Origin of the sequence: Pseudomonas sp. (assembly GCF_048265905.1) — a bacterium.
GTDB lineage: Bacteria > Pseudomonadota > Gammaproteobacteria > Pseudomonadales > Pseudomonadaceae > Aquipseudomonas.
Window position 1 is genome coordinate 66,657 of record NZ_JBLXAP010000009.1, and the last position, 26,953, is coordinate 93,609.

17 protein-coding genes are annotated in these 26,953 nt (G+C 54.9%); 9 read left to right on the top strand and 8 right to left on the bottom strand.

Annotated features, from left to right (window positions below):
• Window positions 1-280: 280 nt before the first annotated feature.
• Both ACN0UH_RS13425 and recQ read right to left on the bottom strand, forming a co-directional pair.
• Complete coding sequence (locus tag ACN0UH_RS13425) at window positions 281-715, bottom strand: MarR family transcriptional regulator (protein WP_417662517.1); 435 nt, start codon at window positions 713-715, stop codon at window positions 281-283.
• 142 nt (window positions 716-857) lie between these two features.
• Complete coding sequence (recQ, locus tag ACN0UH_RS13430; protein WP_417662518.1) at window positions 858-2,993, bottom strand: DNA helicase RecQ; 2,136 nt, start codon at window positions 2,991-2,993, stop codon at window positions 858-860.
• Window positions 2,994-3,280: 287 nt separating this feature from the next.
• Between recQ and ACN0UH_RS13435 the strand changes: the two genes are divergently transcribed.
• From ACN0UH_RS13435 to lapD, 4 genes are all read left to right on the top strand, one after another.
• On the top strand, window positions 3,281-3,868 hold the full coding sequence (locus ACN0UH_RS13435; protein ID WP_417662519.1) for a UPF0149 family protein: 588 nt from the start codon (window positions 3,281-3,283) through the stop codon (window positions 3,866-3,868).
• Window positions 3,869-3,883: 15 nt separating this feature from the next.
• Window positions 3,884-4,291, top strand: a complete 408-nt coding sequence (locus tag ACN0UH_RS13440) for a YbaN family protein (RefSeq protein ID WP_417662520.1) — start codon at window positions 3,884-3,886, stop codon at window positions 4,289-4,291.
• A 271-nt stretch (window positions 4,292-4,562) separates the two neighbouring features.
• The gene (lapG, locus tag ACN0UH_RS13445; RefSeq protein ID WP_417662521.1) at window positions 4,563-5,252 is read left to right on the top strand and encodes a cysteine protease LapG; all 690 of its coding nucleotides are present in this window, start codon (window positions 4,563-4,565) and stop codon (window positions 5,250-5,252) included.
• 9 nt (window positions 5,253-5,261) lie between these two features.
• Complete coding sequence (gene lapD / locus ACN0UH_RS13450; protein WP_417662522.1) at window positions 5,262-7,214, top strand: cyclic di-GMP receptor LapD; 1,953 nt, start codon at window positions 5,262-5,264, stop codon at window positions 7,212-7,214.
• Window positions 7,215-7,398: 184 nt separating this feature from the next.
• Here the strand turns inward: lapD and ACN0UH_RS13455 are convergent, their stop codons facing one another.
• The gene (locus tag ACN0UH_RS13455) at window positions 7,399-7,737 is read right to left on the bottom strand and encodes a tryptophan synthase subunit beta (protein WP_417662523.1); all 339 of its coding nucleotides are present in this window, start codon (window positions 7,735-7,737) and stop codon (window positions 7,399-7,401) included.
• A 109-nt stretch (window positions 7,738-7,846) separates the two neighbouring features.
• Window positions 7,847-14,626, bottom strand: coding sequence for a retention module-containing protein (locus tag ACN0UH_RS13460; RefSeq protein WP_417662524.1), 6,780 nt, complete (start codon window positions 14,624-14,626; stop codon window positions 7,847-7,849).
• A gap of 466 nt (window positions 14,627-15,092) precedes the next feature.
• On the opposite strand from ACN0UH_RS13460, the gene ACN0UH_RS13465 reads away from it, so the two are divergent.
• From ACN0UH_RS13465 to ACN0UH_RS13475, 3 genes are read left to right on the top strand one after another with little or no spacing between them, the layout of a single operon-like run.
• Window positions 15,093-16,448 carry a TolC family outer membrane protein gene (locus ACN0UH_RS13465; RefSeq protein ID WP_417662525.1) on the top strand — a complete coding sequence of 452 codons (1,356 nt, stop codon included), beginning with the start codon at window positions 15,093-15,095 and terminating at the stop codon, window positions 16,446-16,448.
• 22 nt (window positions 16,449-16,470) lie between these two features.
• Entirely contained in the window at window positions 16,471-18,630 is a 2,160-nt protein-coding gene (locus ACN0UH_RS13470) for a type I secretion system permease/ATPase (protein WP_417662526.1), read from the top strand.
• A 9-nt stretch (window positions 18,631-18,639) separates the two neighbouring features.
• Entirely contained in the window at window positions 18,640-19,995 is a 1,356-nt protein-coding gene (locus tag ACN0UH_RS13475) for an HlyD family type I secretion periplasmic adaptor subunit (RefSeq protein WP_417662527.1), read from the top strand.
• Window positions 19,996-20,233: 238 nt separating this feature from the next.
• On the opposite strand, the gene ACN0UH_RS13480 is transcribed toward ACN0UH_RS13475, so the two are convergent.
• Both ACN0UH_RS13480 and ACN0UH_RS13485 read right to left on the bottom strand, forming a co-directional pair.
• Entirely contained in the window at window positions 20,234-20,839 is a 606-nt protein-coding gene (locus tag ACN0UH_RS13480; RefSeq protein ID WP_417662528.1) for a tRNA-uridine aminocarboxypropyltransferase, read from the bottom strand.
• 12 nt (window positions 20,840-20,851) lie between these two features.
• The gene (locus ACN0UH_RS13485; protein ID WP_417662529.1) at window positions 20,852-21,763 is read right to left on the bottom strand and encodes a LysR family transcriptional regulator; all 912 of its coding nucleotides are present in this window, start codon (window positions 21,761-21,763) and stop codon (window positions 20,852-20,854) included.
• Between the two features lie 170 nt (window positions 21,764-21,933).
• On the opposite strand from ACN0UH_RS13485, the gene speB reads away from it, so the two are divergent.
• On the top strand, window positions 21,934-22,893 hold the full coding sequence (gene speB, locus ACN0UH_RS13490; protein WP_417662530.1) for an agmatinase: 960 nt from the start codon (window positions 21,934-21,936) through the stop codon (window positions 22,891-22,893).
• A 164-nt stretch (window positions 22,894-23,057) separates the two neighbouring features.
• Window positions 23,058-24,455, top strand: coding sequence for a sodium:solute symporter (locus ACN0UH_RS13495; protein WP_417662531.1), 1,398 nt, complete (start codon window positions 23,058-23,060; stop codon window positions 24,453-24,455).
• Window positions 24,456-24,623: 168 nt separating this feature from the next.
• Here the strand turns inward: ACN0UH_RS13495 and ACN0UH_RS13500 are convergent, their stop codons facing one another.
• Window positions 24,624-24,758 carry a PA1414 family protein gene (locus ACN0UH_RS13500; RefSeq protein ID WP_417662532.1) on the bottom strand — a complete coding sequence of 45 codons (135 nt, stop codon included), beginning with the start codon at window positions 24,756-24,758 and terminating at the stop codon, window positions 24,624-24,626.
• Window positions 24,759-24,879: 121 nt separating this feature from the next.
• The gene (locus ACN0UH_RS13505) at window positions 24,880-26,913 is read right to left on the bottom strand and encodes a TonB-dependent receptor family protein (RefSeq protein WP_417662533.1); all 2,034 of its coding nucleotides are present in this window, start codon (window positions 26,911-26,913) and stop codon (window positions 24,880-24,882) included.
• Window positions 26,914-26,953 lie beyond the last annotated feature (40 nt).

Here is a 26,953-nt window from a genome sequence, read left to right on the forward strand (position 1 = left end):
ATCTGCCTGTAGCTGTAGATCATTGATCGGGAGTTACGTTCCTTGTGCAACCCGGCTGCTGCAACAGTATAGCCATTGTGCAAACGCGCAGCCTACAGGCTGCCGAGCACACTTAAGGCAAATAGCCACTATCGATGCAAGATTAGGAGAGAATAATCGGCTCGGCAGATTAAATTGAACTGCTTCACAGTTTTGATAGAACGAAAGTACCAATCAGCGAGAGCAACACACAGGCGTGGGCGAGTTGCTCAGCACTGCTGAATGGTTTTAAGTGAAGGGCTTAACGCCGCTCCAGGTTGCTAAGAATTTTGGCGTGGACCTGCTGGCAGCGGTTCAATTCCTCTTCGTCGATTCCGGCAAAGAGCTCTTGGCGCAACTCAGTAGAAATCGCTTCGATTTTCTTGATCAAAGGCTCAGCTTGCGGGCTAAGGGCAATTTTCTTGGCGCGACGATCTTCAGGCACGGCCTGACGACTGACCAAGCCTTGCGCTTCAAGGCTATCAAGCAAACGTGCCAATGTCGGACCTTCAACACCAACGCTTTGTGCGAGTTCACGCTGCGTCGGCAGCTCAGCAAAACGGGCCAAGTGCAGCAGCACCAGCCAGCGTGCCTGAGAAAGTCCCAGACCGACTAACCGCCGGTCCAGCTCGGCGCGCCAGGCGCGGGACATTTGTGCAATTTGCATAGCGAAACGATGTTGATCAGATAACGACATGATGGAACGACTCTTATAAGTATGAAAAACTAATTATTAGTAAGCTAATCATAACCCCAACAGCAGAGCAAGTTTGATATCTGCCAATGGCTTACAAGATGTTCCAAAATGTGGATTCCAGTACACAAATGTCGCCTTGAGGCTACTCAACTCCACCCTCGAACTCAGCGTGCAGCGCAGCACGCACGCAGTGCAACACGCCTTCTTCGATCCGTCCGCTGAACAATGGGCTGACTTCAGTCACCGCTGGCAGTTCGCCTTCGCCATCGAGAAATGCGTCCTGCACCTCGCCGAGCAGCTCTTCTGGTATATCCAGAGCTTGATCAAGCGATAACTGCTGACGACTGATCGCTTCTGCAAGCATGCCGTAAACACTTTTGGTGCCGCATTGCAGTTGGTTGGCGATCTGTTCTGGAGTCATTCCTGCGCGCGCCAAGCTGACTAACTCATGGCGCATGTCGCTGACCACCCGCGGCGCTTCGGCCTTGCCGCCAAGTACATCTAAAAAGGCACTGCCGTAACGCTCAAGTTTGCGCGCGCCGACACCACTGACCTGCGCCATTTCGCTCAAGCTGCCAGGCTGACTACGAAGCATTTCAAGCAAGGTTGCATCGGGAAAAATGACGTAAGGCGGAACCGCATGCTCCTCTGCCAACTTGCGCCGCAGAGTGCGCAGCGCCTCCCACATCTCGCGCTCCTCGCCTCGCACAAGCTGACTGGCGGCGCTGCTTGATGCCTTGGCGCTTTGCTGGGGTTTAAGGTCTCGTCGAAGCTGCAGCTGCACTTCGCCGCGCAAGAGTGGTCGGCAGCTATCGGACAGGCGCAAGCCTCCAAAACCCTCCAGATCGACGTCAGCTAGACCGCGCGCAACCAATTGGCGGAACAAGGTGCGCCAGTCACTTTCAGCCCGATCCTTGCCAACACCAAACACTGATAGATGTTGATGCCCCAGGCTGCGCACTTTTTCATTATCACGTCCCAGTAACACATCAACCAGGTGACCAACGCCGTAACGCTGACCGCTGCGGTAAATAGCCGACAACGCCTGACGCGCCGGCTCTGTGGCGTCCCAGGTTTGTACGCCGTCGATGCAGTTGTCACAGTGGCCACAGGGCTTTTCGAGGACCTCATCAAAATAGCCAAGCAACACCTGCCGCCGACAACGCGTCTCTTCGCACAGTGACAGCATAGCGTCGAGCTTGTGTTGCTCGACCCGCTTGTGGCGTTCATCTCCGTCGGAGTTATTGAGCATTTGCTTGAGCAGCAAAACATCCTGCAGACCGTAAGCCATCCATGCATCGGCGGGTAAACCATCACGTCCTGCCCGACCGGTTTCCTGGTAGTAGGCTTCCAGTGATTTGGGTAAATCCAGATGTGCGACAAAGCGTACGTTAGGTTTGTCGATGCCCATGCCGAAAGCGATGGTTGCGACCATGATCAAGCCTTCTTCATTAAGGAAGCGTTTTTGATGGTAGGCGCGCAACTCGCTGGGCAAGCCTGCATGGTAAGGCAATGCCGGAAAACCTTGGGCGCTGAGAAACGCCGCAACTTCATCGACTTTCTTACGCGACAAGCAATAGACGATGCCCGCATCGCCTTTACGTGCAGCCAGGAAACCCAGCAGCTGTTTGCGTGGCTGCTCTTTAGGCACAATCCGGTAAAAGATATTTGGCCGGTCAAAGCTCGACAAAAACCGTTCCGCATCCTGCAAGTGCAGGCGGTTGATAATTTCTTCACGGGTGCGCATATCTGCCGTCGCCGTCAGGGCGATACGCGGCACCTGCGGGAAAAACTCGGCCAGTTGCCCCAGTTGCAAGTACTCCGGACGGAAGTCATGCCCCCACTGCGAGACGCAATGCGCCTCATCAATGGCGAACAGGGCAATATCCAAGCGCTGGAGAAAGGCCAGCATGCGCGGCTGAACCAAGCGCTCAGGCGCCAGATAAAGCATTTTGACCTCACCGCGACGAATCCGGTCAGCAATGTCACGCTGCGCGTCGCTGCTCAAGGTTGAGTTCAATGCGACCGCAGCGACCCCGAGTTCATCAAGAGTTGCGACCTGATCGTCCATCAAGGCGATAAGCGGCGAGACCACCACCGCCAACCCTTCACGCATCAATGCAGGCACCTGAAAGCACAACGACTTGCCGCCGCCGGTTGGCATCAGCACCAGGGCATCACCACCGCTGGCTACACGTTGAATAATCGCGCCCTGACGGCCGCGAAAACTGTCATAGCCAAAGATGTCTTTAAGGATGCGTTGTGCCGGGTCTTGCATGAAAGGTCTCCAAATCGAGATCGGCATTATACGCACGTGCTCGACTCAGAAAATTTCGCATCTGTAATTTGTCGAAAGTTAACCTGACGATATTGGTCAAAAGTGCATGCCAGCAGTGCTTTTCTGGCTTATTACCGCGCTATATCAATGATCCTGATCAAATAAACGATCTAATAACCCACGCCAACCCTGCAACCGTTTATGCATGGGTTAAACTTGAGCTATGGCCGCTGCGCGCTGTCTAGACTAGAATCCAGCCTCGTTTACTTCTTCAAGGTAGCCCTACGATGTCCTTTGCCGAGCAACTGTCCCGCCTGCAAGCCTTCCTCGATGCTGATGAGTTGCACGAAGAAGCCCTGGACTACGTCGCCGCCCACGGCTACCTCACCGCCCTGTCGATCTGTACGGAACAGGTGCCTGAGCGCGAGTGGATCGACGCCCTGTTCTCTGAAGCCCCGCACTACCGTAGCGACGCCGAGCGCGATGAAATCGAAGCCACGCTGGTGCTGCTCAAAGCCCACATCGCCCGCCAGCTGGCGAGTGATGATGATCCTGAAATGCCTTGCGAGCTGGACTTGGGTGAAGACCCGGACGACTCTGATCTGCGCGGCTGGTGTATCGGCTTTATGGAAGGCGTGTTCCTGCGTGAGTCAGTCTGGTTCGAAGATTCAGAAGATGAAGTCAGCGAATTGCTGCTACCGATCATGGTCGGCTCCGGCTTGTTTGATGAGCAGCCTGAGTTTGACGAAATCGCCGATGACCGCGATTTAGTAGACAGCATGGTCGAGCAAATTCCTGAACTGCTGACTGCGCTGTTTCTTCTGTGCAATGCTCCTGAGGAAAAGCCAGCGCTGCTCAAACCGCGCCAGCACTGATCCCCAGCCGTCCGTATGACGGGTAAGATCAAACACAACCCCGCAGTACGCTACGCCCTGCTGGCCATAGGCTGGCTCAGCGTAGCGCTCGGGGTGATTGGCATATTCTTGCCTGTTCTACCCACCACACCCTTTCTCCTGCTTGCTGCCGCCTGTTTCATGCGCAGCTCCGAGCGCTTCTACCATTGGTTGGTCGATCATCCAAAGTTAGGCCCGTGGATCCGTGATTACCTCGATGGTGAAGGCATTCCGCGCAAAGCTAAAATCTACTCGATAAGCCTGATGTGGTTGAGTATTGGTGTGTCTTGCTATCTGGTGCCCATGTTCTGGGCCCGACTGTTTATGCTGACCAGCGCGGTCTGTGTGACTGTCTATATCTTGCGCCAGAAAACCCTGCCGACACCGCCTTCAACCAAAGGCTGAATAGTCAATCCGCGTGAGACCTTTGGTGGACAAGCTGCGCGTTGTCACACCCTACGCAGACGGTTTCATCCTGTAGGGCGGACAGCGCTTTTCTGTCCGCCATTTGCGACACACAACTTACTTGCATGACCATTTCTGGTGGACAAGCTGCGCGTTGTCACACCCTACGCATCACCGCGCCTTATCCTTCCACCAACATTTAGCCCTGATGCTGAAGCACAAAGCCATCACTGCACCTAGACTTTGATCAATCTCCAGCGAGTCGTTGCAGATGCAGCCATGCCTGTTCAGCAATATTGCCCAGCGCGTCAGCCACCGATGGCTGGGTGCGCTTGTATTTGCCTTGGGATTGACCACGGCGGCAGCCAATTGGGACTTCGCCCTGATCATCCACAACGCGCAATCCCGCTATGGCTCGCTAGGCCCGGCCGAACAGCGCCTGCAGCAGTGGCAACAACTTATCGAGAGCAATCTGCAAAGTTCTGAGAGCCAGCAACTAGAAGCTGTTAATGCTTTTTTCAATCGGCAATTGCGCTTCGCCGATGACCGTCGTACCTGGCGCCAAACCGACTATTGGGCAACGCCAGTCGAAGCGCTGGTGAAAGGCGCCGGTGACTGTGAAGACTACTCCATCGCCAAGTACTTCACCTTGCGCCGCCTCGGTATTGCCAGCGATAAATTACGCATTACCTACGTCAAGGCGCTCAAGCAAAACCAGGCACATATGGTGCTCACTTACTACTCAAACCCCAGCAGCGAACCCTTGGTACTCGACAATCTGATTGGCGGAATCCGCCCGGCGTCACAGCGCAAAGACCTGCTGCCAGTTTATGCATTCAACGCCGAAGGTGTGTACCTGCCCGGTTCTAACAGCAAGAAAAGTGACACTAAGAAATTATCGCGCTGGCAGGAACTGCTAAAAAAAATGCGCTCGGAAGGCTTTGCCATAGGCGAAGGCTAGGAGGTCCTGATGTCATTACTTAAACAATTGTTCATCGCCATTTGCCTGTTTCTGGTGGTGGCATTCAGCGGCAGTTTCATTTCTGGAGTGGAAAACTCCCGCGAACAGTTATTGAGTCAATTGCGCTCCCACGCGCAGGATGCGGCAACAGCACTCGGGCTGTCATTGACGCCTCATGTGGATGATCCTGCGATGATCGAACTGATGGTCAGCTCGATATTTGACAGCGGTTACTACGCAACGATCAGGGTGGTGAGCATTGCGGACAACCGCGTCATTGTCGAGCGACGCACAACCACGGCCCCAGAGAATGTACCAAGCTGGTTTATCAATCTGGTCGATCTAGAACCAGAAGGCGGTGACGCCTTGATCATGCGCGGCTGGGAGCAGGCCGCGCGGGTTGAAGTACTAAGTCATCCGCAATTTGCCTTGACTAAATTATGGGACAGCGCCATCGGCAGCCTTATCTGGTTATTAGCTTGCGGCCTGGTGAGTGCAATATTGGGCGGCTGGTTGCTGCGCACCCAGCTGCGACCGCTGGACGATATGGTCAAGCAAGCACAGGCGATTACCCGGCGCGAGTTTTTGAGCATGCCTAAAGTGCCGCGTACACCTGAGCTGAAACGTGTGGTGCTGGCCATGAACCTCATGGTCGAGAAACTTAAGAACCTGTTTGCTGAAGAAGCTGCGCGCAGCGAAAAACTGCGCGAAGAAGCCTATCAAGACAGCCTTACGGGTTTGGCTAACCGGCGTTTTTTTGATCTCAAACTGACTCAACAACTCGAAGTTACCGAGCAAAATACCGACGGCTATTTAATGTTCCTGCGAGTCAATGATCTTGCTGGCCTCAACCAACGTCTTGGTGGGCAAAAAACCGATAGTTTGATTCAGACTATTGGCGGGCAACTGACGCATATTTTGCAGCAGCGTAACGCCAGCGCTTGGTTAGCCTCGCGTAACCGTGGCGGTGAGTTCACCCTGCTGGCCCCAGGCCTGAGCAACGACGATGCCGATAAACTTGCACAGCAGCTTAGCGAGCAGCTGGAAAGTCTGTACCAAACGGGCGCCAGTGACTGTATTCCAGTGGCACACATGGGCATTGCCGCATACCGTCCAGGAGAAAGTCCCGCCACTGTTATCGGCCGTGCTGATCAGGCGCTCGCGCAGGCACAAAGTAAAAAGCCAGAACAACCCTGGGAACGCTTGGACGACTTTAATCTGGCAACGGATCAAGGCATCCATGAATGGCGAAAATGGATTGACGAAGCGCTGACTGGCGAAAAAATTCAGCTGTATTTCCAACCGGTGTGTCGTTGTGATGACATTAGCAGGCGGATGCATCACAAGGTCCTTGCGCGACTAATAGATCCACAAGGTGAAGCCATCGCCGCCGGGCAGTTTATTCCTTGGGTTGAGCGGCTAGGCTGGGCCGCACGATTCGACTTGGCCATGCTTGAGCACAGTCTCAAGCACCTGGCATTGCACCCTACTCCACTCGCCCTGAGCCTGTCGGCAGCCACCCTGCGCGAGCCAGAGAGCTGGGCCAAACTGCTGGATGTACTTAAACAGCACCCTGAACAAGCTTCATTAATGACCCTGGAACTGGATGAGCGTCACCTGCCGCCAGCGGCGGAACTGGAAGCGCTTGGCCAGCAAATTCGAGCCACGGGTTACCACCTTGGTCTGCAACACTTTGGTGGACGCTTCAGCTTGATCGGCAATCTGACCCATCTCGGCCTGGCTTACCTTAAAGTTGACGGCAGCTACATTCGCGCAATTGATCAGGAGAGCGACAAACGTCTATTTATCGAAGCCATCTTCCGTGCGACCAACAGCATTGATCTGCCGTTGATTGCCGAGAGGGTCGAAACCGAAGCGGAACTCAGTGTGCTCAAGGAATTAGGACTTGAGGGAGCAATGGGTCGCCTGATTGGCGCGCCCAACCCGTGGCAGAGCGCCTAGTCCTGGTGGACAAGCTTCGCGTTGTCACACCCTACGCAGACGGTTTCATCCTGTAGGGAGGACAGCGCTTTTCTGTCCGCCATTTGCGACACAGAACTTGCTGGCATGAACATTTCTGGTGGACAAGCTGCGCGTTGTCACACCCTACGCATCGCCTGACGCTTCACCCTTCCACCATGGCAGCCTAGGGGATGCGTTCGTCAGCATCATCGAGCAACCCACTCAGCCCATCCAGTTTTGCCCGCGTTTCAGCCCGAATATGCAGCTTGCGGCGCGCGGCCTCCGGTAAATCGGTGTAGCGGATCACACCGCGATCGACCAATACCGTTACCAAATCCTCAAGCACCCGCACCATTTCCAAATCGGAACGCTGCAAGTCAATCAGTCGATTATTCAAGGCATGGCTGGCCATCCACGCCTGCACATCCGGGTTATCTTGCGGCAAGGTTACAGTCATGGTCGCAAACGGCTCTTGCTCAACTCGCAAAATCCGTTGTTTCTCATCAAGCTGAACATAAACCATGAGTTCCACCTTGTGCAGACCAGAAAAAAGCCCGTCAGGTTTTCAACTGACAGGCTAGATTAAGGTTAGACGCTGTTTGAAAAAACAGCGCCTTGCCAGGCAGATAATCTCACGACACCAACGTGTGGTTATCCAGCATGTTTTGAATGATGCTCGCGCTATCACCGCCAGTTAGAGTGACGTTGGCCAAAGTCACCGTCTGATCAACACTGGCCGGGTCGGCTACATGCCCTGAACTGGAGATATTTATTTGCGTATCACCGCCGCTTGGCGCAAAACTCAAATATGCGCTGAGCTCAGCCGCACTGCTGTTATCAACCACACCGACCAGCAGCGATGACAGATCCAATGCATCACCCTCAGCCGCGCTGAAATCATGCACCACATCATGGGAGCCGCTGCCTTGATCAGCGCTGTTCCAGACAAACTGATCGGCCCCCAAGCCACCAAACATCTGGTCATCGCCGATGCCACCAATCAACAGGTCATCACCACCTTGGGCAAATAGCCAGTCATGACCACTGCCACCTTCGAGCAGATCATTGCCACCCGAATCTGGCACCGAAAGCCCAAGAGCCTCAGCATTGGTTTCGATAAAACTGATGAGCTGCGCCTGGCTCGGCGCCGTGCCGCCGTTAACGTTGGTCAGATGGCTAATCAGCACTTGGAAGCTCGGTGCGGTGGTTTCATAACCGGCGATCCAGGTGGTGTTCAGTGCATCACCAAAGATCAGGTCATCGCCAGCGCCACCGACCAGATGATCATTACCCAATGGCGACAATTCCCCTGGCGTCACATAACCCGGATCAAGTGATGCCAATAGCTGATCAGCTGTGAGTACAATCTGAGGCTCACCAACCTGCGCGTTTACCGTGCCACCTACCACGTTAGTGCTGACATTGCCGGTAAGCTGGTCGGTATTGTCAAAGTAACGCAGCACATCACTGTTGATGCCTGAGCCGATACCAATTGCATGCAGTTCGGCACGGCCCATCAAGACGCTGGCATCATCCAACGCACGGTTTACGTCATTGATATTGACGGTGCTGCCGGTATCGCTGCTGTCACCGTTGTAGGTTGTCGGGTCACCATCGGTCAGGAAGTACGCGAGATTTTCATAGCTATTGCCCTCGATACCGGCAAACCATGCATTAGTGGCTTGAAAGGCTGCCTCATAATTGGTGCCGCCGTCTGCGGTGACTTTGTCCAATGCATCCCTGTTGCCGCTAAGCGCCGCTTGCACATCATCCAACGAGCCACTGAGCAGTAACGATGAAGTCGAGGAAAACACCACCAAGGCAATGTTGATATTGCCGGGATGGGCCTCGAGCTTATCGAGGAACGAACGCACGGCATCCTTGAGCAAACTCAAGCGACTGTCATAGCCATGCTTACCATCTGGGTCGTCGGCCATGCTCCCTGATCGATCCAGAATCAATGCGATGTTGTAGTCTTTGGCGGGGTCAATGGTGGGTTCCCCGGCCCCGCCGATATCACCAATTAAGGTGTCCTTGCCGCCAACGCCCGCAATCAAGCCTTTGCCGTCGCTGTCAAACGGGCTGGCGATAAAGTGTGGCGTGGTCGAACTGCCAGCGCCGGTGCCAAAGTCACTGGCATTGTTACCGACCACCAGCACCGATTGGTCGCTGCGAATACAAATATCCAGATTGGCGCTGCTTGGATCGCCATCACCGTCGACCACTGTGTAGGTGAATTGCTGGGTAATCTGCCCGGTTTCCCCAAACACCAGATCCGCATTGGCGGCAAAGCTGTAATCGCCTGCCGCATGGCCAGGTGAATTGTCGAGGTAAATAGTCAACTTGCCTGTGGCGGTGGTCAGCGTCAGTTTATCGGTGGCTGGATCATAACTATATGTGACCGAGCCAACCCCGCTGCTGAGGATGTCATTGCCAGCTGCGTTCAGGCTGAAGGTTTGCGTGCCAACGGTGATCGACTGGATATGATCGATGGCATCGGCGCCCGGTTGATCGTTAGCCAAGACGTTGCCCGAAACATCACCACCCACTCCTGCAAGATCAGCCAGCGTCGCCGACAGATTCTCCGGTGTGGTGTTGATAACAACATTGCTGCTGGAGATTTGTTGCAGATAGGAACCGGTGAAACTGATGCCGACTGAGTAAGCATCGAAACTGTTGGTCGCCGGGTTGTTATCACCGTCAATATTGCCGATGAAGTTGCTCCAGTTGTTATTGATCCAGTTAGTCAGCGCTTGCCCGGTTTTGCCCGCAGTGGGCTCACCATCGGAGATGAAATACAGCTTGTTTTGCTGCGCAGGGTCAGCGCCGAATGCAGCCAGATCATTGCCAATTTCTGTTTTAGCCACCTGCAGTGCGGCTTCATAGTTGGTGTTGCCGCTGGCATTCAAGCCTGCCACCTTGGCCAGCAAGTCGATGTAGCCTTGATCTGTGGTGGATGAAAAGCTGTAGTCGCCAATTTCAGATGCCGATCCGGCAAAGGCAATCAGGTTTATGTGAACAGCAGTGCCCAGCTCGGCATAGGAAAGCGCAAGGTTAGCCACTGCGGCCTTCAAGGCATTCAGCTTGGCGCCCTGCATGCTGCCGGAGACATCCAGCACTAACGTCAGATTCACCTCGGGCAGCGCTGATTGAACAATGCAGGCTGGCTTGTCATCAACGGCGGTCGGCAAATCGTCGATCACCGTCACATCCAGCGTTGCGCTGTCAGTGTCGCCATCAAGGTCGGTAACCTTAATGGCAAACTGCTCGACAATGGTGTTTTCGCCGCTGGCAGTTGGGTGCATCGACGGATCTTGCAAGGTATAGGAATAACTCACCGTGCCGCCACCGATGGTGCCGGTGAAGCCGGTGATATGCAGAACACCGGCCGGACTGTCGATACTCAAAGGAGTGCTCGGCGTAGCGCCTTGCAATTGGGCAAAGGTAAAGCTGCTGCTGCCAATCTGGATGCTGGAAATGCCATCGCCCGCAGTGATGGTGAAGGTGCCGTCATCACTGAGCAGCGCTGCGTTGGGTGAGCTGCCGTTGGCCAGGTTTTCTTCGTTGAAGCTCAGTTCGCCGCCTTCTACATTCAAGCCTTCAACCGTCACACCCGTGTCGCTGCCGACAATCTTGATCGTCAGGGTCGCGGTTGAAATATCACCATCGAAATCGCGCATGGTGTATTCAAGGCTCTGGCTAATCTTTTGCCCATCGGCCAGCGCGACAGTGTCTGGATCACTGTTGTTTAGGGTAAAGCTGTACTCACCGGTTGTGTTGTTGAGCACAAGGGTGCCGTACTTGCTAAGCTCAGCAATGGCAGCGCTATTGAGCGGGTTATTCCAGCCAACAAAAGCTTTGCCGCCGTCGTTACCTGCCAGATCATTGGTCAACACAAAACCGGAAGCCACATTGCTGGAGTTGCCTTCGACCAGCGTCTGCGCACAATCATCGACCGCTGTTGGCGCGTCATCCCTGAAGCTGATCAGCTTGCCCAGATCCAGCGTGCTGCCAACCGAGTCACCGTCTTTGTCGGTAGCGGTTGCAGTCAGGTGGATCAGATCGCTGCCCAGCACTTTGACTTCATCAGGTTCGCTGCTTGGATGAACAATCGCCCGCGCCTGATCAAGGGTGACGACACCGGCAGCACTTACGCTGACAGTGAATACCAGATCACCTGAACTGGTACGCCCTTCCACCGCACCAGCGGGATTTACCGAGAGCAACACCGCCTGATTAGTCAGCGAATCGACCAAACCAGAATCAACGATGCCGTCTACCGGCGCCGCAATGCCCAGCGAATATTCCAGGCTGCGCAGGCCATCGGCACCTGCTTGAACATTGAAGATGCCGCTGAAGTCACGATTGACATCAATATCAAGACGTGTTTCATCGACCTGTAATTGGCCACCCCAAGTGACCGAGGTGCTGACGTCGTTGTAGTCATAGTCAGAACTCAGGGTCTGATCTTCCCAGTTCTGGTTACCGGGGTCAGCAGTGTCCTGCAGGTGGGCCCCGCCCGGGTTGAGCGTGGCATCGCTGAACAGCACATTGGCGCCATCAGCTCCGGTCAGCGCCGCACCATTGAGTTGCGCCTGCCACTGGCCATCAACCCAGGCAAAAGTCAGCGCATCACCATCGACCAGACTCGCATTTGCAGCACCGTTTGGAATGATAAAGAAGCCAATATCTTCAGGGTTCAAGCCATTCAAACTGGCAGTTTGTCCCACATTCACATCATGAACGTTTGCCCAGATCACCTTGCCGCTCGCTGGCGAGCCGTCGGGATTTTTAACGTAGTAGCCGTAACTATTGGCGTATCCCGCATCGCTGCCGTTGAAGGTCACGAAAGATGTATCAGAGATAGCGCTTTGCTCAATCGTTGGTGTGTCATCGTCGATGGTGACTTGCAGGGTTTTGGTTACTGCATCGGAATCGCCATCGGTCACGGTGAAGTCGATATTGAGCAGCGCATCATTTTCTGCACCGCCCTCGGCATGCAGCACCGGCTGCAACAAGGTCAGGGTGTAGGCGCCAGTCGCAGGGTTGAGCACCATTGAAACCAGATCACCACGCGAGGAGGAGATAATCAGCGTGTTGCTGCTGGCATGCCACTCCGAAACAACAGCTTCATTCCCCAGCTTATCCGGGCCACTGAGCACCACTGATTTCAAGCCATCGGCGCCTGCAGCATAACTGAGCGTGCCACTGACGCTGGTGGCTGCGTTCGGGGTGTCGCCAACGCCGCCATTGATCCCGCCGAGCAAACCCTCATCATCAAGGATCAACGGCGCCGTCGCGTTTTGTGCAACAGGCACATCATCTTCGATATTGATGGTGAAGGTGTTTGCTGGGAAGCCGCCGGTTAACGGGTCGCCATCGCCGTCAGTGGCGCTGAGAATGCCCGAGAAATCGATACCTAAACCCGGCAAGATTTCAGCATCATTGCCGTCTGCTTGCGGATGATCGATTGGGCCTTTGAGCACGAATTCGTAGCCGCCTCCAGCGGTTACGCTCAACGTGAAAACAGGCTGACCGTTAGCACTTGCGGTCAGGGTATTACCGGAGAAGGAGTAACTCAGCGCATTGCCTTCACTGGTCAAGTTTTGCGCCAACAGTGATGCAGCTTTACCGTTCAATGAGAACTCGCCAGGACCATCCGCGCCGAAGCTAACCAACGCATTGAGAGCACCGTCAGCACCTTGTGCGGTGACTGTTTGACCGCCTTCAGGGTTGCCTTGATAAGGCGCGCCAGCCGACGTGGTCAGTGCATCTTCCTGCACATTGCCATGCACGCCAAACGGCTGGGCGGCAGCAAGTGACGTGGAACTGGCAGTCTGAATACTTGGCGGTCCGGCAAATACCGGCACATCGTCTTCGATGTTGACAGTAAAGCTGCCCGCCGGGAAAGTCGTCGCCAGTGAGTCGCCGTCGCCATCGGTTGCGGTTATCAGCGCAGAAAGATCGAGCGGGAAGCTCAGCAGTTCGTCGTCGTTGCCATCTTTATCCGGATGATCAACAGGGCCGCTGAGGGTAAAGCTGTAGCTGCCGTCAGCGCCCACAACAAAGGTGAAAATGGTTTCACCGTTGGCCACTGCGGTTAAGGTATTGCCTGTCACGCTGTAACTCAGAGCGGCACCGCCCGAGGTCAGACCCTGGGCGGTAAGAGAGTTGATTGCAGCGCCACTATTCGACAGGCCAAAGGCGCCCACACCGTCGGCACCAAAGTTGACGAGGGTATTGAGCGTACCTGGCGCACCAGAAGTAATATTGGTGGTGCTATCGCCATCGGTATTGCCTTCAAGGGTTTCATCTTCATCAACAAACAAATGAATCTGAGCGGCCTCGCCCACCGCAGCCACAGGGCCGTCGTCGTTGACCAGAACGTCTAGGGTTGCGGTTGGGGAAACATCACCATCGAGGTCAGTGACCCGTACACTGAAACTCTCGCCAACCTGATCATCAGCGCCTGTGGCGTTGGGGTTAGTGTGATCCAGCGTATTGGTGCTCAGCAGATAGCTCCAATTACCACTGGCATCAACCGTCAGCACACCATATTGGCCTTGCACTGTGCCGCCCTGAGTAACATCTACCCAGTTGCCGTTTACATCCATTACCTCAAGCGCTGATACGCCATCACGGGACTCGACCACCAGCTTGCCACTGGCTTGCTCGCCGTTACTCGCAGGATTGGTGCCCTGGGCTAATGCGGACTCTTCGACGATGGCAGGACCTGCGATCACGCTCCCGATAAAATCCTGATAACTCACCGTAACCACGGGGGTGAAATTCGGCGGCTCTATCGGCGGAACCACAACCGGAGGTTCAACGGGTGGTTCGACTGGCGGTTGTACCACCGGTGGCTCTGGCGTGGCCGCAACTGGCGTCTGTGGATCGACCTCAATGTCCGGGTCGACGAACTCAGGTCCATCGTTAAAGCCTGCAGTGGGAAAACCAATATCGGGATTTATTTCCCCACCTACGGCATCGAGTAAAACAAAACTGTGCCCACCGCCGACACCACCAGCACCGCCAGCGCTACCGGGGCCAGCTGCGGTTGCTTCTGCTTCTTGGGTTGGGTCAGCGCCAGCTTCGATTGCGGCCTGCAGCGCTTCCACTTCGGTCAGGTCGCTGGCACTGGGCGCAGCAACGGCTGTGTCTTGCTCCGGTACGCTTGAACCGTCTGCGGAATGAGCGAGCATTTGCTCAGAAAGATTAAGGTTGCTGTCACGACCCAGAGTCAGCAGTTCGCCATTGCTGAGCTTGGCCGCCAGCGCGCCAGCAGGGCCGGTGACGATCTGTTCCCCTGCATACAAGCGATCCCCCTCAGCCAGGGGTCTCCGGGAACCGTTGCTGGCCACGGCGAATACTTCGCCCACTACTTGGGTAACTACACCAATCAACGTCGCCATGGTCTCGCCCTCATTACGGCGGCCGGTCTTTACCGGCACATCTCTTAGAAGACGAATACACAAATTTCAGCTATCGAGCGTTACAAAAAACAGATTCAAATGGCGCAACATGTACTCAAAAAACAGATCATGCCAAAAAAATGCCGCTTAACGAGTCACCTGCCGCGTCCATCTGAATCAACCCCGCCCTAATACTTATTTCTTGGTATTCGCCCTAGCACCTTTGTTGCAAAAAAATTTCAAAAATGCGCCAAGCCCATTATTTGCTGGCTCATCTAGTAGTAACAATGTGCTGATTTTCTCAGAGTGCCTAAGATTTTTTAGCAATAACCCTTGTGAGAAATTTTTATGAGGTCGCGCCAAAGATGTTCTTAGCTTTGTTGTTACAAACCTGAAACGGTTTAACACTAAAAAACGTCAACTTATTGGCGACAAAGCTAGGGCACGGAACAAAGGAGTTCCCAACATGCGCGCATTAAACCTACTCTACAGCGGCATCGTTTTAGCGCTGACATATTCACAGGCTCAGGCGATGTCGCTCACTGAAGCCATTCAAAGCACCCTCGACAACCACCCGGAACTGCATGCCGGGATGAACAGCCGACTCTCGGCTGACGAGGAGGTCAAAATCGCCAAAGGTGGTTATCACCCCACCGTTGACTTGCTGGCAGGCTACGGCCGGGAAAATACCGACAGCCCGAGCACTCGCTTTGCTGGCAATCACAATGACGAAACCCTGAACTACGCGACGTCCGAGTTACGTCTGCGGCAGATGCTCTTCGACGGTTTCAATACCCCCAACGAAGTTGCGCGCACCGAAGCGGTGGTCAACTCTCGCGCCTACTACGTGCGCGGCACCGCGGAGAGCTTGGCGCTACGCACCGTCGAGGTTTATCTCGATGTGCTCAAGCGTCGCGAAATGGTCACCCTGGCGAAAAACAACCTGCAGGCACACCAGCGCATCAACGATCAAATCGACCTGCGCAGCCGGCAAGGGGTTGGCAGCACGGCAGACTTCGACCAGTCCAGCGCGCGTTTGGCACTGGCTGAAAACAATCTGTATACCGAGCAAGTCAACCTGTCTGACGCCGAAGCAAACTTCTACAGCGCCGTTGGCCGTCCAGCTGATGAATTGGAAAGCCCGACCACCATCAGAGGCAATATGCCGACTGATCTGCTGGTCGCTCGGCAGACAATGATGGCGTCCAACCCGTACTTGAAATCCGCACAAGCCGATGTCAATGCCGCAGAGAAGCAATACGAGGTTGCCAAATCGCCTTTCTACCCTCGCTTCGATGGTGAATTAGCAACCACAGCGGACAACAACATTCAGGGCGATGAAGGCCACTACAACACGTGGCGGGCTGCGGTAGTCATGAATTACAACCTGTACAACGGCATGCGCGACAAAGCGCGGATGCAGTCCACTGCCCACCAGGTCAACCAATCGATGGATATCCGCAACAACGCATTGCGGATACTCAACGAAAACCTGTCACTGGCGTGGAATGCCTTGCAAAACGCACGGCTGCAAACCCCTAAAGCGCGTGACTATGCGAACTACACCGCCAGCGTTCGCGAGGCCTACCAGCAGCAGTTCAGCCTGGGGCAACGCACACTGCTCGATTTACTCGACAGTGAAAACGAACTGTTCACGGCCAACCGGCGCTATACCGATGTGCGTTACACCGAAGAGTTTTCGATGTACCGGGTCGTCGCGTCCATGGGTGACCTGCTCCAGCAACAACAGGTTGTCGTTCCAGCAGAAGCCATAGCCTTGAGCGAAGTGAAAAGCGAAGCCCGACTGCCAGAAATGAAGTAACCCAGCGCGAGGAGCAGTAACTTTGACAACCATCGAGTTGCCTACAAGCCAAGGCGACCCGCGCGTGAGTCACGACGATCCATTACTGGATGGTTTGCTGATTCTATGCAAGCTACACGGCTGCACCGTCAGCCGCGGTAGCTTGAGTGCGGGCTTACCCATGCCCAAGCAGTCTCTGACCCCCGAACTGCTTAGCCGTGCTGCGGCCCGAGCAGGTTTGCAGGGGCGCTTGCTGCGCCGCGAACTCAATGCAATATCAGCGCTTAACTTGCCGGTGCTATTGCTGCTAAAAGACGGGCGCAGCGCTGTGTTGCATAAGTGGCTTGATGCCGATAGAGCGCTGATATTGCCCTGCGAAGCCGATGGCGGCGAACAACCCGTCAGCCGTGCAGAGCTCGAGGCTGCTTACGCCGGTCAGGCATTATTTGCGCGCCCCCGGCATGAACTCGAAGAGGCCCGACAGCCACTTGTACCGCGAATAGAAGCCTGGTTTCGCGACACCTTGAAACTGTCACGCTGGCTGTATGCCGATGCCGTGCTGGCCAGCTTGCTCATTAATCTTTTGGGTTTGCTGGTGCCGCTGTTTGTCATGCAGACCTACGATCGCGTGGTGCCCAATCAAGCCACTGCAACCTTGTGGGTATTAGCCATTGGTTTATTTATCGGCACCAGCTTCGAGTTATTGCTACGCGTACTTCGCGCGCATCTGCTCGACACCGCAGGGAAAAAAACTGACGTGGTGCTTTCGGCAACCTTGTTCGAGCGCATCACCGGAATGTCGATGACTTCACGCCCGACCAGCATTGGCGGCTTTGCGCAAAGCATTCATGATTTTCAGGGGCTGCGCGAATTTCTAACCGCAGTGACCTTGACCAGCCTGATCGACCTGCCGTTTGCTCTGCTGATGATCACCGTCATCGGCCTGCTCGGTGGCTGGCTGGTGGCGATTCCAATTCTGGCCTTCCCGATCACCGCAATATTTGCCTGGATCATCCAAGTGCAATTGCGCGACACGGTGGAAAAAAGTTTGGCATTGGCCTCACGGCGCCAGGCGTTGTTGATCGAAACCCTTGGTGGTCTGGAAACTCTCAAGGCCTGTGGCGCCGAAAGTGAACGTCAGCATGAGTGGGAGAAAACCCACGGCGCCCTCACCCGACTCGATACTCACGCACGCTTTCTCGCCTCGCTGGCAACTAACGGCACCCTGTTTTTACAGCAGTTTGCAGGCATGGCAACCATAGTCGCAGGGGTTTACAGCATCATTGCTGGCAACCTTAGCGTCGGAGCTCTGGTTGCGTGCTATATGCTAGGCAGCCGGGTATTGGCGCCACTTGGGCAAATTGCCGGATTGATTACCCGCTACCAGCAAGCACGCCTGACCATGACCAGTACCGATGCGTTAATGGCCATGCCGCAAGAGCGCCAAGCGAAACAGCGCCCATTGGAACGTACGCATCTGTCTGGTGCGCTGGAAATTCGCCAAGTCAGCTTCAGCTATCCCAACCAGTCCAGCCCTGCACTGAGCGATGTCAGCGTGCAACTGGCGGCAGGCGAACGGGTTGGTATTATTGGTCGCAGTGGCTCGGGCAAAAGCACATTAGCCAAACTGATCATGGCTTTTTACACACCTGCGGAAGGTCAGGTGCTGCTCGACAATCTGGATCTGCGCCAACTCGATGTTGCTGACTTGCGGCACCAGATCGGTTTCGTCTCCCATGACTTACCGCTGCTCTCTGGCAGCCTGCGCGACAACCTGACCTTGGGCGCACGCTATGTCAGTGATGCGCGCATGCTCGAAGTCGCCGAGTTAACCGGAGTCAACGAACTGGCCAAGCAGCATCCACAAGGCTTTGATCGCCCAGTTGGCGAACGCGGTCAGTTGCTTTCCGGCGGACAACGCCAAGCGGTATTGATGGCCAGGTCGATGCTGCTTGACCCGCCGATCATGTTGCTCGATGAACCCACCAGCGCTATGGATAACAGCAGCGAAGAGATCCTGCGCAATCGCCTGCAAAGCTGGACCCAAGGTAAAACCCTGCTGTTAATCACCCACCGCGCCTCGATGCTCAGCCTGGTGGACCGGCTGATCGTTCTGGATAACGGGCGAATTGTCGCCGACGGCCCTAAAGAGTCGGTCATCGAAGCATTGCGCAAAGGCCGAGTCGGCCCTGCTGCGGTTTAAGGAAAAGTCATGAGCCAGCAGATTCTCAGCAACTACTTTTCCGCCAGCAAAGGGCGCAGGCAAGACACCGAATTCATGCCGGAAATTGACGGTGCGGTTCTTGAAGACACCCCCTGGTTCGCCCGCATCACCATCTGGGCGGTGACGGCCTGCATTGCATCAGCTCTGATCTGGGCCAATTTCGCGGTGCTTGATGAGGTCACCACTGGCCAAGGCAAAGCCATTCCATCCAGCAAAATTCAAGTGATACAGAATCTCGAAGGCGGCATCGTCAGCGAAATTTTCGTCCGTGACGGCCAAGTGGTTAACAAAAACGATGTACTGCTGCGCCTCGATGACACCCGCTTTCGCTCCAACCAAGGCGAAAGTGATGCCGACCGACTAGCGCTGATTGCCCGCGTCGAACGCTTAAGCGCCGAAGCTGAAGGTCGGCCACTGGCGATGCCCGAAGAAATAACCCGCAGTGCTCCGCAGTTGGCCGAAGATGAGGCTGGACTGTACAACTCACGACAACAACGCCTGCAGAGTGAACAACGCACACTTGGTGAACAACTGCGACAAAAAACCCAGGAGCTCGCCGAGTTCCGTTCCAAGGCGCAGCAATATGGCTCCAGCCTCGGTTTAATTCAGCAGGAACTGAATATGTCGCAACCCTTGGTCGCCGCCGGGGCCATTTCACCAGTAGAAATTCTGCGGTTAAAACGCAGCGCCGTTGAAGTGCGTGGCTCACTTGAAGCAACAAAACTGGCGATTCCAAGGGCAGAATCAGCCATCAGCGAGATCAAAAGTAAGATTGAAGAGTCCGAGCTGGGCTTTCGCTCCGATGCATTCAAGGAACTTAACGATGCCCGCACCGACCTGAAAAAAATCAACGCCAGTGGCTCGGCAATTGATGATCGGGTGAGCAGAACCACGGTCATTTCGCCGGTCAACGGCATCATCAAGCAACTCAAGGTCAATACCATTGGTGGCGTGGTTCAGCCCGGCAGCGACATGCTTGAGATCGTGCCGCTGGAGGACAATTTGCTGATCGAAGCCAAAGTCCGTCCGCAAGATGTGGCGTTTCTCCATCCAGGCCAGAAAGCCATGGTTAAGTTCAGCGCTTATGACTACACCATTTATGGCGGCCTCAAGGCGAACCTGGAGCTTATCAGCGCAGACACTATTACCGATGATGAAGGCAACAGCTTCTATTTGATCCAACTGCGTACCGATAAAAGCCATTTAGGCACTGATAAACAGCCACTGATAATCATCCCCGGGATGATCGCCACGGTCGACATCATCACCGGCCATAAAAGTGTGCTCGATTACCTGCTCAAGCCGGTGCTGAAAGCCCGTACCGAGGCGCTGCGTGAACGCTAAGGAACCTCTGAAAAACTACTGCGCTCGATATGACGGGGGCAGCCCTTGCTGCGTTGAAAAGCTGCTCAAAATGCTCATTTAGGACAACTAAAGTCGAGCGCGACCCCGGTCGCTTTTTCGCACCTTTGACTCGCTGGCGCTCGCCCTCCGGGCCAGCCTTTGGCTGTTACTCCCATTGGTCGTTGCGCCTTGTACTCCCGTCGCTCGCTACATTTTTCAAAGGTTCCCTAAGCCCCCCCTAAATCTTGCTTGAATGATTACGCGCAAAGGTTTGCTGGCCCATGGCGCTAATTTGCCCCTCAATCAATGCATCGAAGGGTCGTAACAGTGCGGCGAATGATTGTTCTGGCTCGAGTATTTGCAGCGCAACGGTGACCGCCTCTATCGTCGACAATGCCCCTTCCGCCGGTGCTTTCCGCAGGCGATAGCGCGACTGTTGACCTGTTGGCAATGTCACACGCGGCAGGCTTTCCAACGCCGGATTCAGATACAGCAACTTACGCGCTTTGCGCCACGTGCCATCGGGCACCACCAGGCGAATTGGCGTCCCATCAGCCTCTTCGCGCACATCCGCTAAACACTGCGCCGCCTCCCCCGGAAACAGCAAATAGCTGCGGTAATCCGGCTGCGCCAGATAATCAGCCAGCAGCTCAAACTGCTCACCGACCCACAACTGCGCATTTTTTAGCCCCAAGGCCAGTAAACGTGCGGTATTCAGCGCATGCTTGACCTCACTTGGGTGTTGCAGAATCAGCACCTGTGTATGGCTTGGCAGGCTCGGAATCAGCGCACACAGGCAATGCTCAAGCGGTCGCGCACAGCGCTCACAACGGGGGCGAGACATATCAATGGCTCCTTAGCCAGCTGCGTGTTTATCAACCGCATTCAATTGGGTCTTGAGCAAATCACGGAAGGTTTGAATCAACGGCTCACGCGAGCGGCCTCGGCGAATAATCAGGGAGAACGGCGCTTGATAACCAAAGGTTGCCGGCAACAATACGCGCAACTGCTGCAGTTCAACCCAATGCTGCGCATAGTGTTCAGGCAAGTAGCCAATGTAAGCACCAGACAGCACGAGGATCAACTGAGCTTCCATCGACTCAACAGTCGCCGCACTGTGCTTGAAACCGTGGCGCGCCAACTCGGCCTGACTCCAGTAACCACGACCGACCATGCGCTGCTGGGTAATCACCTCGGCGGGAATGCGCCGCTGATTAAACAGCGAATGCCGTTCACTGCAATACAACCAATGCTGCTCTCGGTACAGCGGCTGATAGAACAAGCCATTCATCCGGGTTGAGAATGCGCCAATGGCAATGTCCAGGCGGTTATCCAACACCGCGAGCTGTAATTCATACGGGCTCAAGACCGACAAATGCATGTGCACCGCCGGGTGCTCATGGCTGTAAGCACCAATTACTTCAGCTAATGGTAAAGCCGTATCGCTTACCGTTGAGTCAAGAACACCAAGATTCAGAGTGCCGCGCAGCTCGCCCTTGAGCGCTGCCGAGTAACGCTCAAACCCCTCCAGTTCACCGAGCAAGCGTAAAGTTTCCTGATGAAACAGCTCGCCCTTGCTGGTCAGACTAAAGCCACCCCGGCCGCGGTGACACAGGCTCAACCCAAGGCTGCCCTCAAGTTGGCTCATGTAGGTACTGATCGCTGAAGTCGACAGTTTGAGTTCTTGCTGAGCCGCCGCGAAGCCTTGGTGGCGAACCACGCTGGCAAAGATCTTTAGCAATTTCAGGTCGGGTAAAGCCTGGCTCATAACAACTCCGCAACAACATCAATCCACATTCTGCGGATTCTAAGCCCTTAGCCATTAGTTTAGATATTTCTAAACTAATTTTTTGCTCTCAGCGATTTGTCGCAGAACGGCGATGGCCAAGAATCAGCACAACACACATTACAACCATAACGACTGTGAGGCCTTCCCCCATGGACAAGATTCTGCACCAGCCCCTGGGCGGTAATGAAATGCCGCGTTTCGGCGGTATCGCCACCATGATGCGCCTGCCGCATATCCAAACCCCAGAAGAACGCAAAAAACTCGATGTTGGCTTTGTTGGTATTCCTCTGGATATTGGCACCTCGCTGCGTTCTGGCACCCGCTTCGGTCCTCGTGAAATCCGCGCCCAATCAGTAATGATCCGCCCATACAACATGGCCACCGGCGCTGCCCCGTTTGATTCATTGAACATCGCCGATATTGGTGACGTGCCCATCAACACCTTCAACATGGCTGAAGCGGTACGTATTATAGAGGATGCCTATGATCAGATTCTCGAAGACGGCATTCTGCCGCTGACACTCGGCGGCGATCACACCGTCACCCTGCCAATTTTACGCGCGATCAAGAAGAAGTTCGGCAAGGTCGGGCTGGTCCACATTGATGCTCACGCTGACGTCAACGACCACATGTTCGGTGAAAAAATCGCGCATGGCACCACGTTCCGCCGTGCTGTTGAAGAAGGTCTGCTGGATTGCGATCGCGTATGTCAGATTGGCCTGCGAGCTCAGGGCTACACCGCCGAGGACTTCAACTGGAGCCGTAAACAAGGCTTCCGCGTAGTGCAAGCCGAAGAGTGCTGGCACAAGTCACTTGAGCCACTGATGGCTGAAGTCCGCGAGAAAGTCGGTGGCGGTCCGGTTTACCTGTCGTTTGATATCGATGGCATTGACCCTGCATGGGCACCCGGTACCGGCACCCCGGAAATCGGCGGCCTGACCACCATTCAGGCAATTGAGATCATCCGTGGCTGCCAAGGCCTGGACCTGATTGGTGGTGACTTGGTTGAGGTTTCCCCGCCTTACGACACCACCGGCAATACCTCGCTGCTCGGTGCCAACCTGCTTTACGAAATGCTTTGCGTGCTTCCAGGTGTAGAACATCGCTAAACGTCAGCGAACATCCCTGACTACAGCCTATGGACTGGCTGCGCAAACACCATCCGGGTGACCGCCAAGCGATGCTGGGGCGGGTGTACACCAAAGGACTGCCCGATTTAAGGATTTGCGCTGTGACAAGTGCGAAACATAAAAACAATTAAAGAGACGCTAAAATGACTCTAGATATGTTGGTAATCGTGATTTACGTTGCGGCCATGCTGGGCTTGGGTTTCTACGGCATGCGCCGGGCCAAGAATCGTGAAGATTATCTGGTAGCTGGCCGCAATCTAGGCCCAGCTTTCTACCTCGGCACAATGGCTGCAACCGTGCTCGGCGGCGCATCAACCATCGGCACTGTGCGCCTGGGTTATGTGTACGGCCTCTCCGGCTTCTGGCTGTGTGCATCACTGGGCCTGGGCATCATCGGCATCAGCCTGTTGCTCGCCAAACCACTGTTAAAACTCAAAATATATACCGTCACTCAAGTCCTTGAGCGTCGCTATAGCCCAACTGCACGGCACGCAAGCGCAGCCATCATGCTGATCTACGCCTTGATGATCGGCGCCATTTCAACCATCGCCATCGGTACGGTGATGCAGGTGCTGTTTGGTATGCCGTTCTGGATGACCGTGTTGATTGGTGGCGGTATTGTCGTTGCCTATTCAACCATTGGCGGCATGTGGTCGCTGAGCCTGACGGACATCGTGCAGTTTCTGATCATGACCATTGGCCTGGTGTTCATCCTGATGCCGATGTCGGTCAGCGACGCTGGCGGCTGGGATGCATTGGTCGAGAAACTCCCTGCCAGCTACTTCTCGCTGACTGCGATTGGCTGGGACACCATCATTACCTACTTCCTGATCTACTTCTTTGGCATCTTTATCGGCCAAGACATCTGGCAACGCGTGTTCACCGCGCGCAGCGAGAAAGTCGCCAAGATTTCCGGTACTGCAGCGGGTATCTACTGCATCTTTTACGGCTTGGCCGCCGCGATTATCGGCATGGCTGCAAAAGTGGTATTGCCCGACTTGGCTAACGTCAACGACGCCTTTGCAAGCATTGTCCAAACCAGCCTACCCGATGGTGTACGCGGGCTAGTCATTGCAGCCGCACTGGCCGCACTGATGTCAACCGCCAGCGCCGGACTATTGGCAGCCTCAACCACCGCAGCGCAGGACCTTTGGCCACTGTTCAGCAAGCGCAAAAATACCAGTGAAAGCGCACATGTAAACCGTGTTTTCACGCTGCTGCTTGGCTGTGTGGTACTGGTGATTGCTTTACTTGTCAGTGATGTTATCAGCGCTCTTACCATGGCTTACAACCTGCTGGTAGGTGGCATGCTGATCCCGCTGTTGGGTGCAATCTACTGGAAGCGCGCAACAACTGCTGGCGCAATTGCAAGCATGGCGTTGGGTAGTCTCACGGCGGCGGTTTTCATGTTTATCGACGGCCTCGAAGCCAATACACCGATCTATTACAGTCTGGCGATTGGCGCAATCAGCTTTGTCCTGGTGAGTTTGTGTTCGGCAAAGCCGGTCGCCACACAGACACTCGCGACCACTGAGAGTTAATTAACCGAGCGTTACCGGGCGTAAACTCTGCGCCCGGTGCACTATTGCAATCGCCACATTCATGCGGCGCTGCATAGCGGTCAGCTTAAGTGTTTCGGCTGCACGAATAGCTGGTCAGTAGAGCGAACCACTGACCAAGCTTTAGCGGCGTGAACAGCTGAGCAAGGCTCAGCGTTGACGGCGCGGCTCTCGTGGCCGACGAGAATCGTCGTTGCGCACGGGAATGGGTTGCAGCTTAGGCCGGTCAAGCAACCCCAGTGCGACCAGAAGATCGTGCATAGCATTCTGCATCTTGGCGATCATTTAACGTCCTCCTGCCAAGGCTTACGGGCAAGACGTGTTTCACGTCCTGTACTAAGCATAGATTACCTTGAATGACTCTGCGCCAGATTGATACTCGTCAGTTATACACCAGCAACTTTGCTCAAAATGTTACACGCAGCCCTGCATAGACCGTGCGTCCTGGACCCGGTTCAAAATAGCGACCGTTGGCATCGTTAATCCGCACATTGTCGTAGTACTCGCGGTCAAACACATTATCGACCCCCAGATACGGCTCCCACGTCTGCTCGCCCGCTTTTATACGCTTCCCAACTCGCAAGTTGGTCAGTGCATAACCGCTGACCTCGACGCTGTTGGCATCATTGGCATACATCGAGTCATACGCACTCAAATTCAAGCGTGCGTAATTGTTGTTGTGCTCATAAGCAACTTCAGTAAACAAGGATTGTTGTGGAATACCGGCCAGTGAGTTGCCGTGGTAATCATTGTCATCGACTTGATAATCATCGAACTTGAAGCGGCTGTAGGCATAAGCCCCGGTCAACCGCCAGGCTTCGGCCACCTGCCAACTGAGACTCATCTCAAGACCGTCTCGGCGCGACTTGCCAGCATTGCGATAATAGTTGCGACCTGATTCGCCCGGCAGGCTGTAGCCAACCAGTTCGTCATCAAGCTTCATGCTAAACAGCGCCACGTCATAACGCAGGGTTGACCACTCCGCCTTCAAGCCAATTTCGCGATTGAGTGTGCGTACGGGATCCAGCGACGAGTTGAAGCCACCGCCTTCCGGGTTAGCCAGTTCACTGATGGTTGGTGTCTCGAATGAAGTGCCGACCTTGGCGTATACCGACTGGTGCGGGTCGAGCCTGTAGCTCAAACCTGCGCTGTAATTCCAGTCTTCCAGATTGCGCGAACCTGAGTTGTCGCCATCGCTGAGAAAACGGTCATCAACCGACAGGCGCACACGGTCGTAACGCACGCCCAAGGTCGCTTGCCAGGCATCGTTCAGGTCGATCTGATCTTCGACAAAGATACCGCTGCTGTCAGCGTTTTCATCCTGTTTCAGGGTTTCGGCACCGCGCTCGCCCAAAAAATTGTCGTAACGCCTGCGGTCATCACGCTGCAGCTCAAGATCGAAACCGCCAGTGAATTTATGCGACATGCCCAACAGCTCTTCGCGGTGGCTGTATTGACTGCCAATACCGGCAAACATGCGATCGAAGGTGGTTTGTCCGCCATTGGTGAACGGCAAGCTGTTGCCAAATTGGCGTTGCCCAACATAAGTACGAACTTGATACTCATCATCACCCGCACCGTAGCCATCCCAAACGGCGCTTAACCGCTGCTGGCGAATCCATTCATCGGCGTCGTAGCGCAGGTTATTCGGCGCCGCCTGACCACGATCTTCGGCGACTTCGCGGGCATTGAGACCACCGGGATCTTCAGCGCGATTGTCGATGGCATTGAAGTTGATGCCCAAGCGGCCGTAGTCGCTGTACCAATTCAGCTTGCCGGTCAAACTGTTGGTTTCAGCCTTGGCATGATCGCGATAACCATCCGATTGGGTGCTATTGAAGGCCAACAGTCCACCGATATCACCCACGGTGCCGCCTGTTTCGACCCGAGCGCGCTGGTAACCCAACTCGCCCGTGCTGAGATCGAAGAAACTATAAGGTTTGGCAGGCGGTTGCCGCGTTTCAATATTGAGCACACCGCCGGCCGCGTTGCCGTAAAGCACCGAAGACGGGCCGCGCAAGACTTCCATGCGTTCAACCAACCCCAGATCAAGACCATCAAGCTCGGTCTGACCGTCGGGCATGGTCAGCGGCACGCCGTCGACCAACACCCGCACGCCGCGTACACCAAAGTTTCCGCGTGAACCAAAGCCGCGAATCGACGGGCGCAACCCTTGTGCCAGGTTGTATTGGTTCTGGCTAAATACGCCAGGCACAGAAGCGAGTAAGCCCTGCAACGTAAGGTTCTTTTCGGCGCTGGACTTATTGCTTTCAACAACACTCACCGCTGCTGGGGTGCTCAGCCAGCGCGTACTGGTACGCGGAGAAGTAATAATCAGCGGCGTCATTTCGAGCGCATCTGTATCGCTGCGCTCAGCGGCGTGTGATAAACCTGCATTCGTTCCCAGCAGCGCGCCGGCCGCAACCATGATTAACTTCAAAAATAACCTCTTTAATACTAATGAATATCCAGCGGCTCAC

Excerpts from the sequence above, each read along its gene's own strand:
- ACN0UH_RS13425 (WP_417662517.1), bottom strand. The coding sequence starts at position 715 with ATGTCGTTATCTGATCAACATCGTTTCGCTATGCAAATTGCACAAATG.
- recQ (WP_417662518.1), bottom strand. The coding sequence starts at position 2,993 with ATGCAAGACCCGGCACAACGCATCCTTAAAGACATCTTTGGCTATGAC.
- ACN0UH_RS13435 (WP_417662519.1), top strand. The coding sequence starts at position 3,281 with ATGTCCTTTGCCGAGCAACTGTCCCGCCTGCAAGCCTTCCTCGATGCT.
- ACN0UH_RS13440 (WP_417662520.1), top strand. The coding sequence starts at position 3,884 with ATGACGGGTAAGATCAAACACAACCCCGCAGTACGCTACGCCCTGCTG.
- lapG (WP_417662521.1), top strand. The coding sequence starts at position 4,563 with ATGCAGCCATGCCTGTTCAGCAATATTGCCCAGCGCGTCAGCCACCGA.
- lapD (WP_417662522.1), top strand. The coding sequence starts at position 5,262 with ATGTCATTACTTAAACAATTGTTCATCGCCATTTGCCTGTTTCTGGTG.
- ACN0UH_RS13455 (WP_417662523.1), bottom strand. The coding sequence starts at position 7,737 with ATGGTTTATGTTCAGCTTGATGAGAAACAACGGATTTTGCGAGTTGAG.
- ACN0UH_RS13460 (WP_417662524.1), bottom strand. The coding sequence starts at position 14,626 with ATGGCGACGTTGATTGGTGTAGTTACCCAAGTAGTGGGCGAAGTATTC.
- ACN0UH_RS13465 (WP_417662525.1), top strand. The coding sequence starts at position 15,093 with ATGCGCGCATTAAACCTACTCTACAGCGGCATCGTTTTAGCGCTGACA.
- ACN0UH_RS13475 (WP_417662527.1), top strand. The coding sequence starts at position 18,640 with ATGAGCCAGCAGATTCTCAGCAACTACTTTTCCGCCAGCAAAGGGCGC.
- ACN0UH_RS13480 (WP_417662528.1), bottom strand. The coding sequence starts at position 20,839 with ATGTCTCGCCCCCGTTGTGAGCGCTGTGCGCGACCGCTTGAGCATTGC.
- ACN0UH_RS13485 (WP_417662529.1), bottom strand. The coding sequence starts at position 21,763 with ATGAGCCAGGCTTTACCCGACCTGAAATTGCTAAAGATCTTTGCCAGC.
- speB (WP_417662530.1), top strand. The coding sequence starts at position 21,934 with ATGGACAAGATTCTGCACCAGCCCCTGGGCGGTAATGAAATGCCGCGT.
- ACN0UH_RS13495 (WP_417662531.1), top strand. The coding sequence starts at position 23,058 with ATGACTCTAGATATGTTGGTAATCGTGATTTACGTTGCGGCCATGCTG.
- ACN0UH_RS13500 (WP_417662532.1), bottom strand. The coding sequence starts at position 24,758 with ATGATCGCCAAGATGCAGAATGCTATGCACGATCTTCTGGTCGCACTG.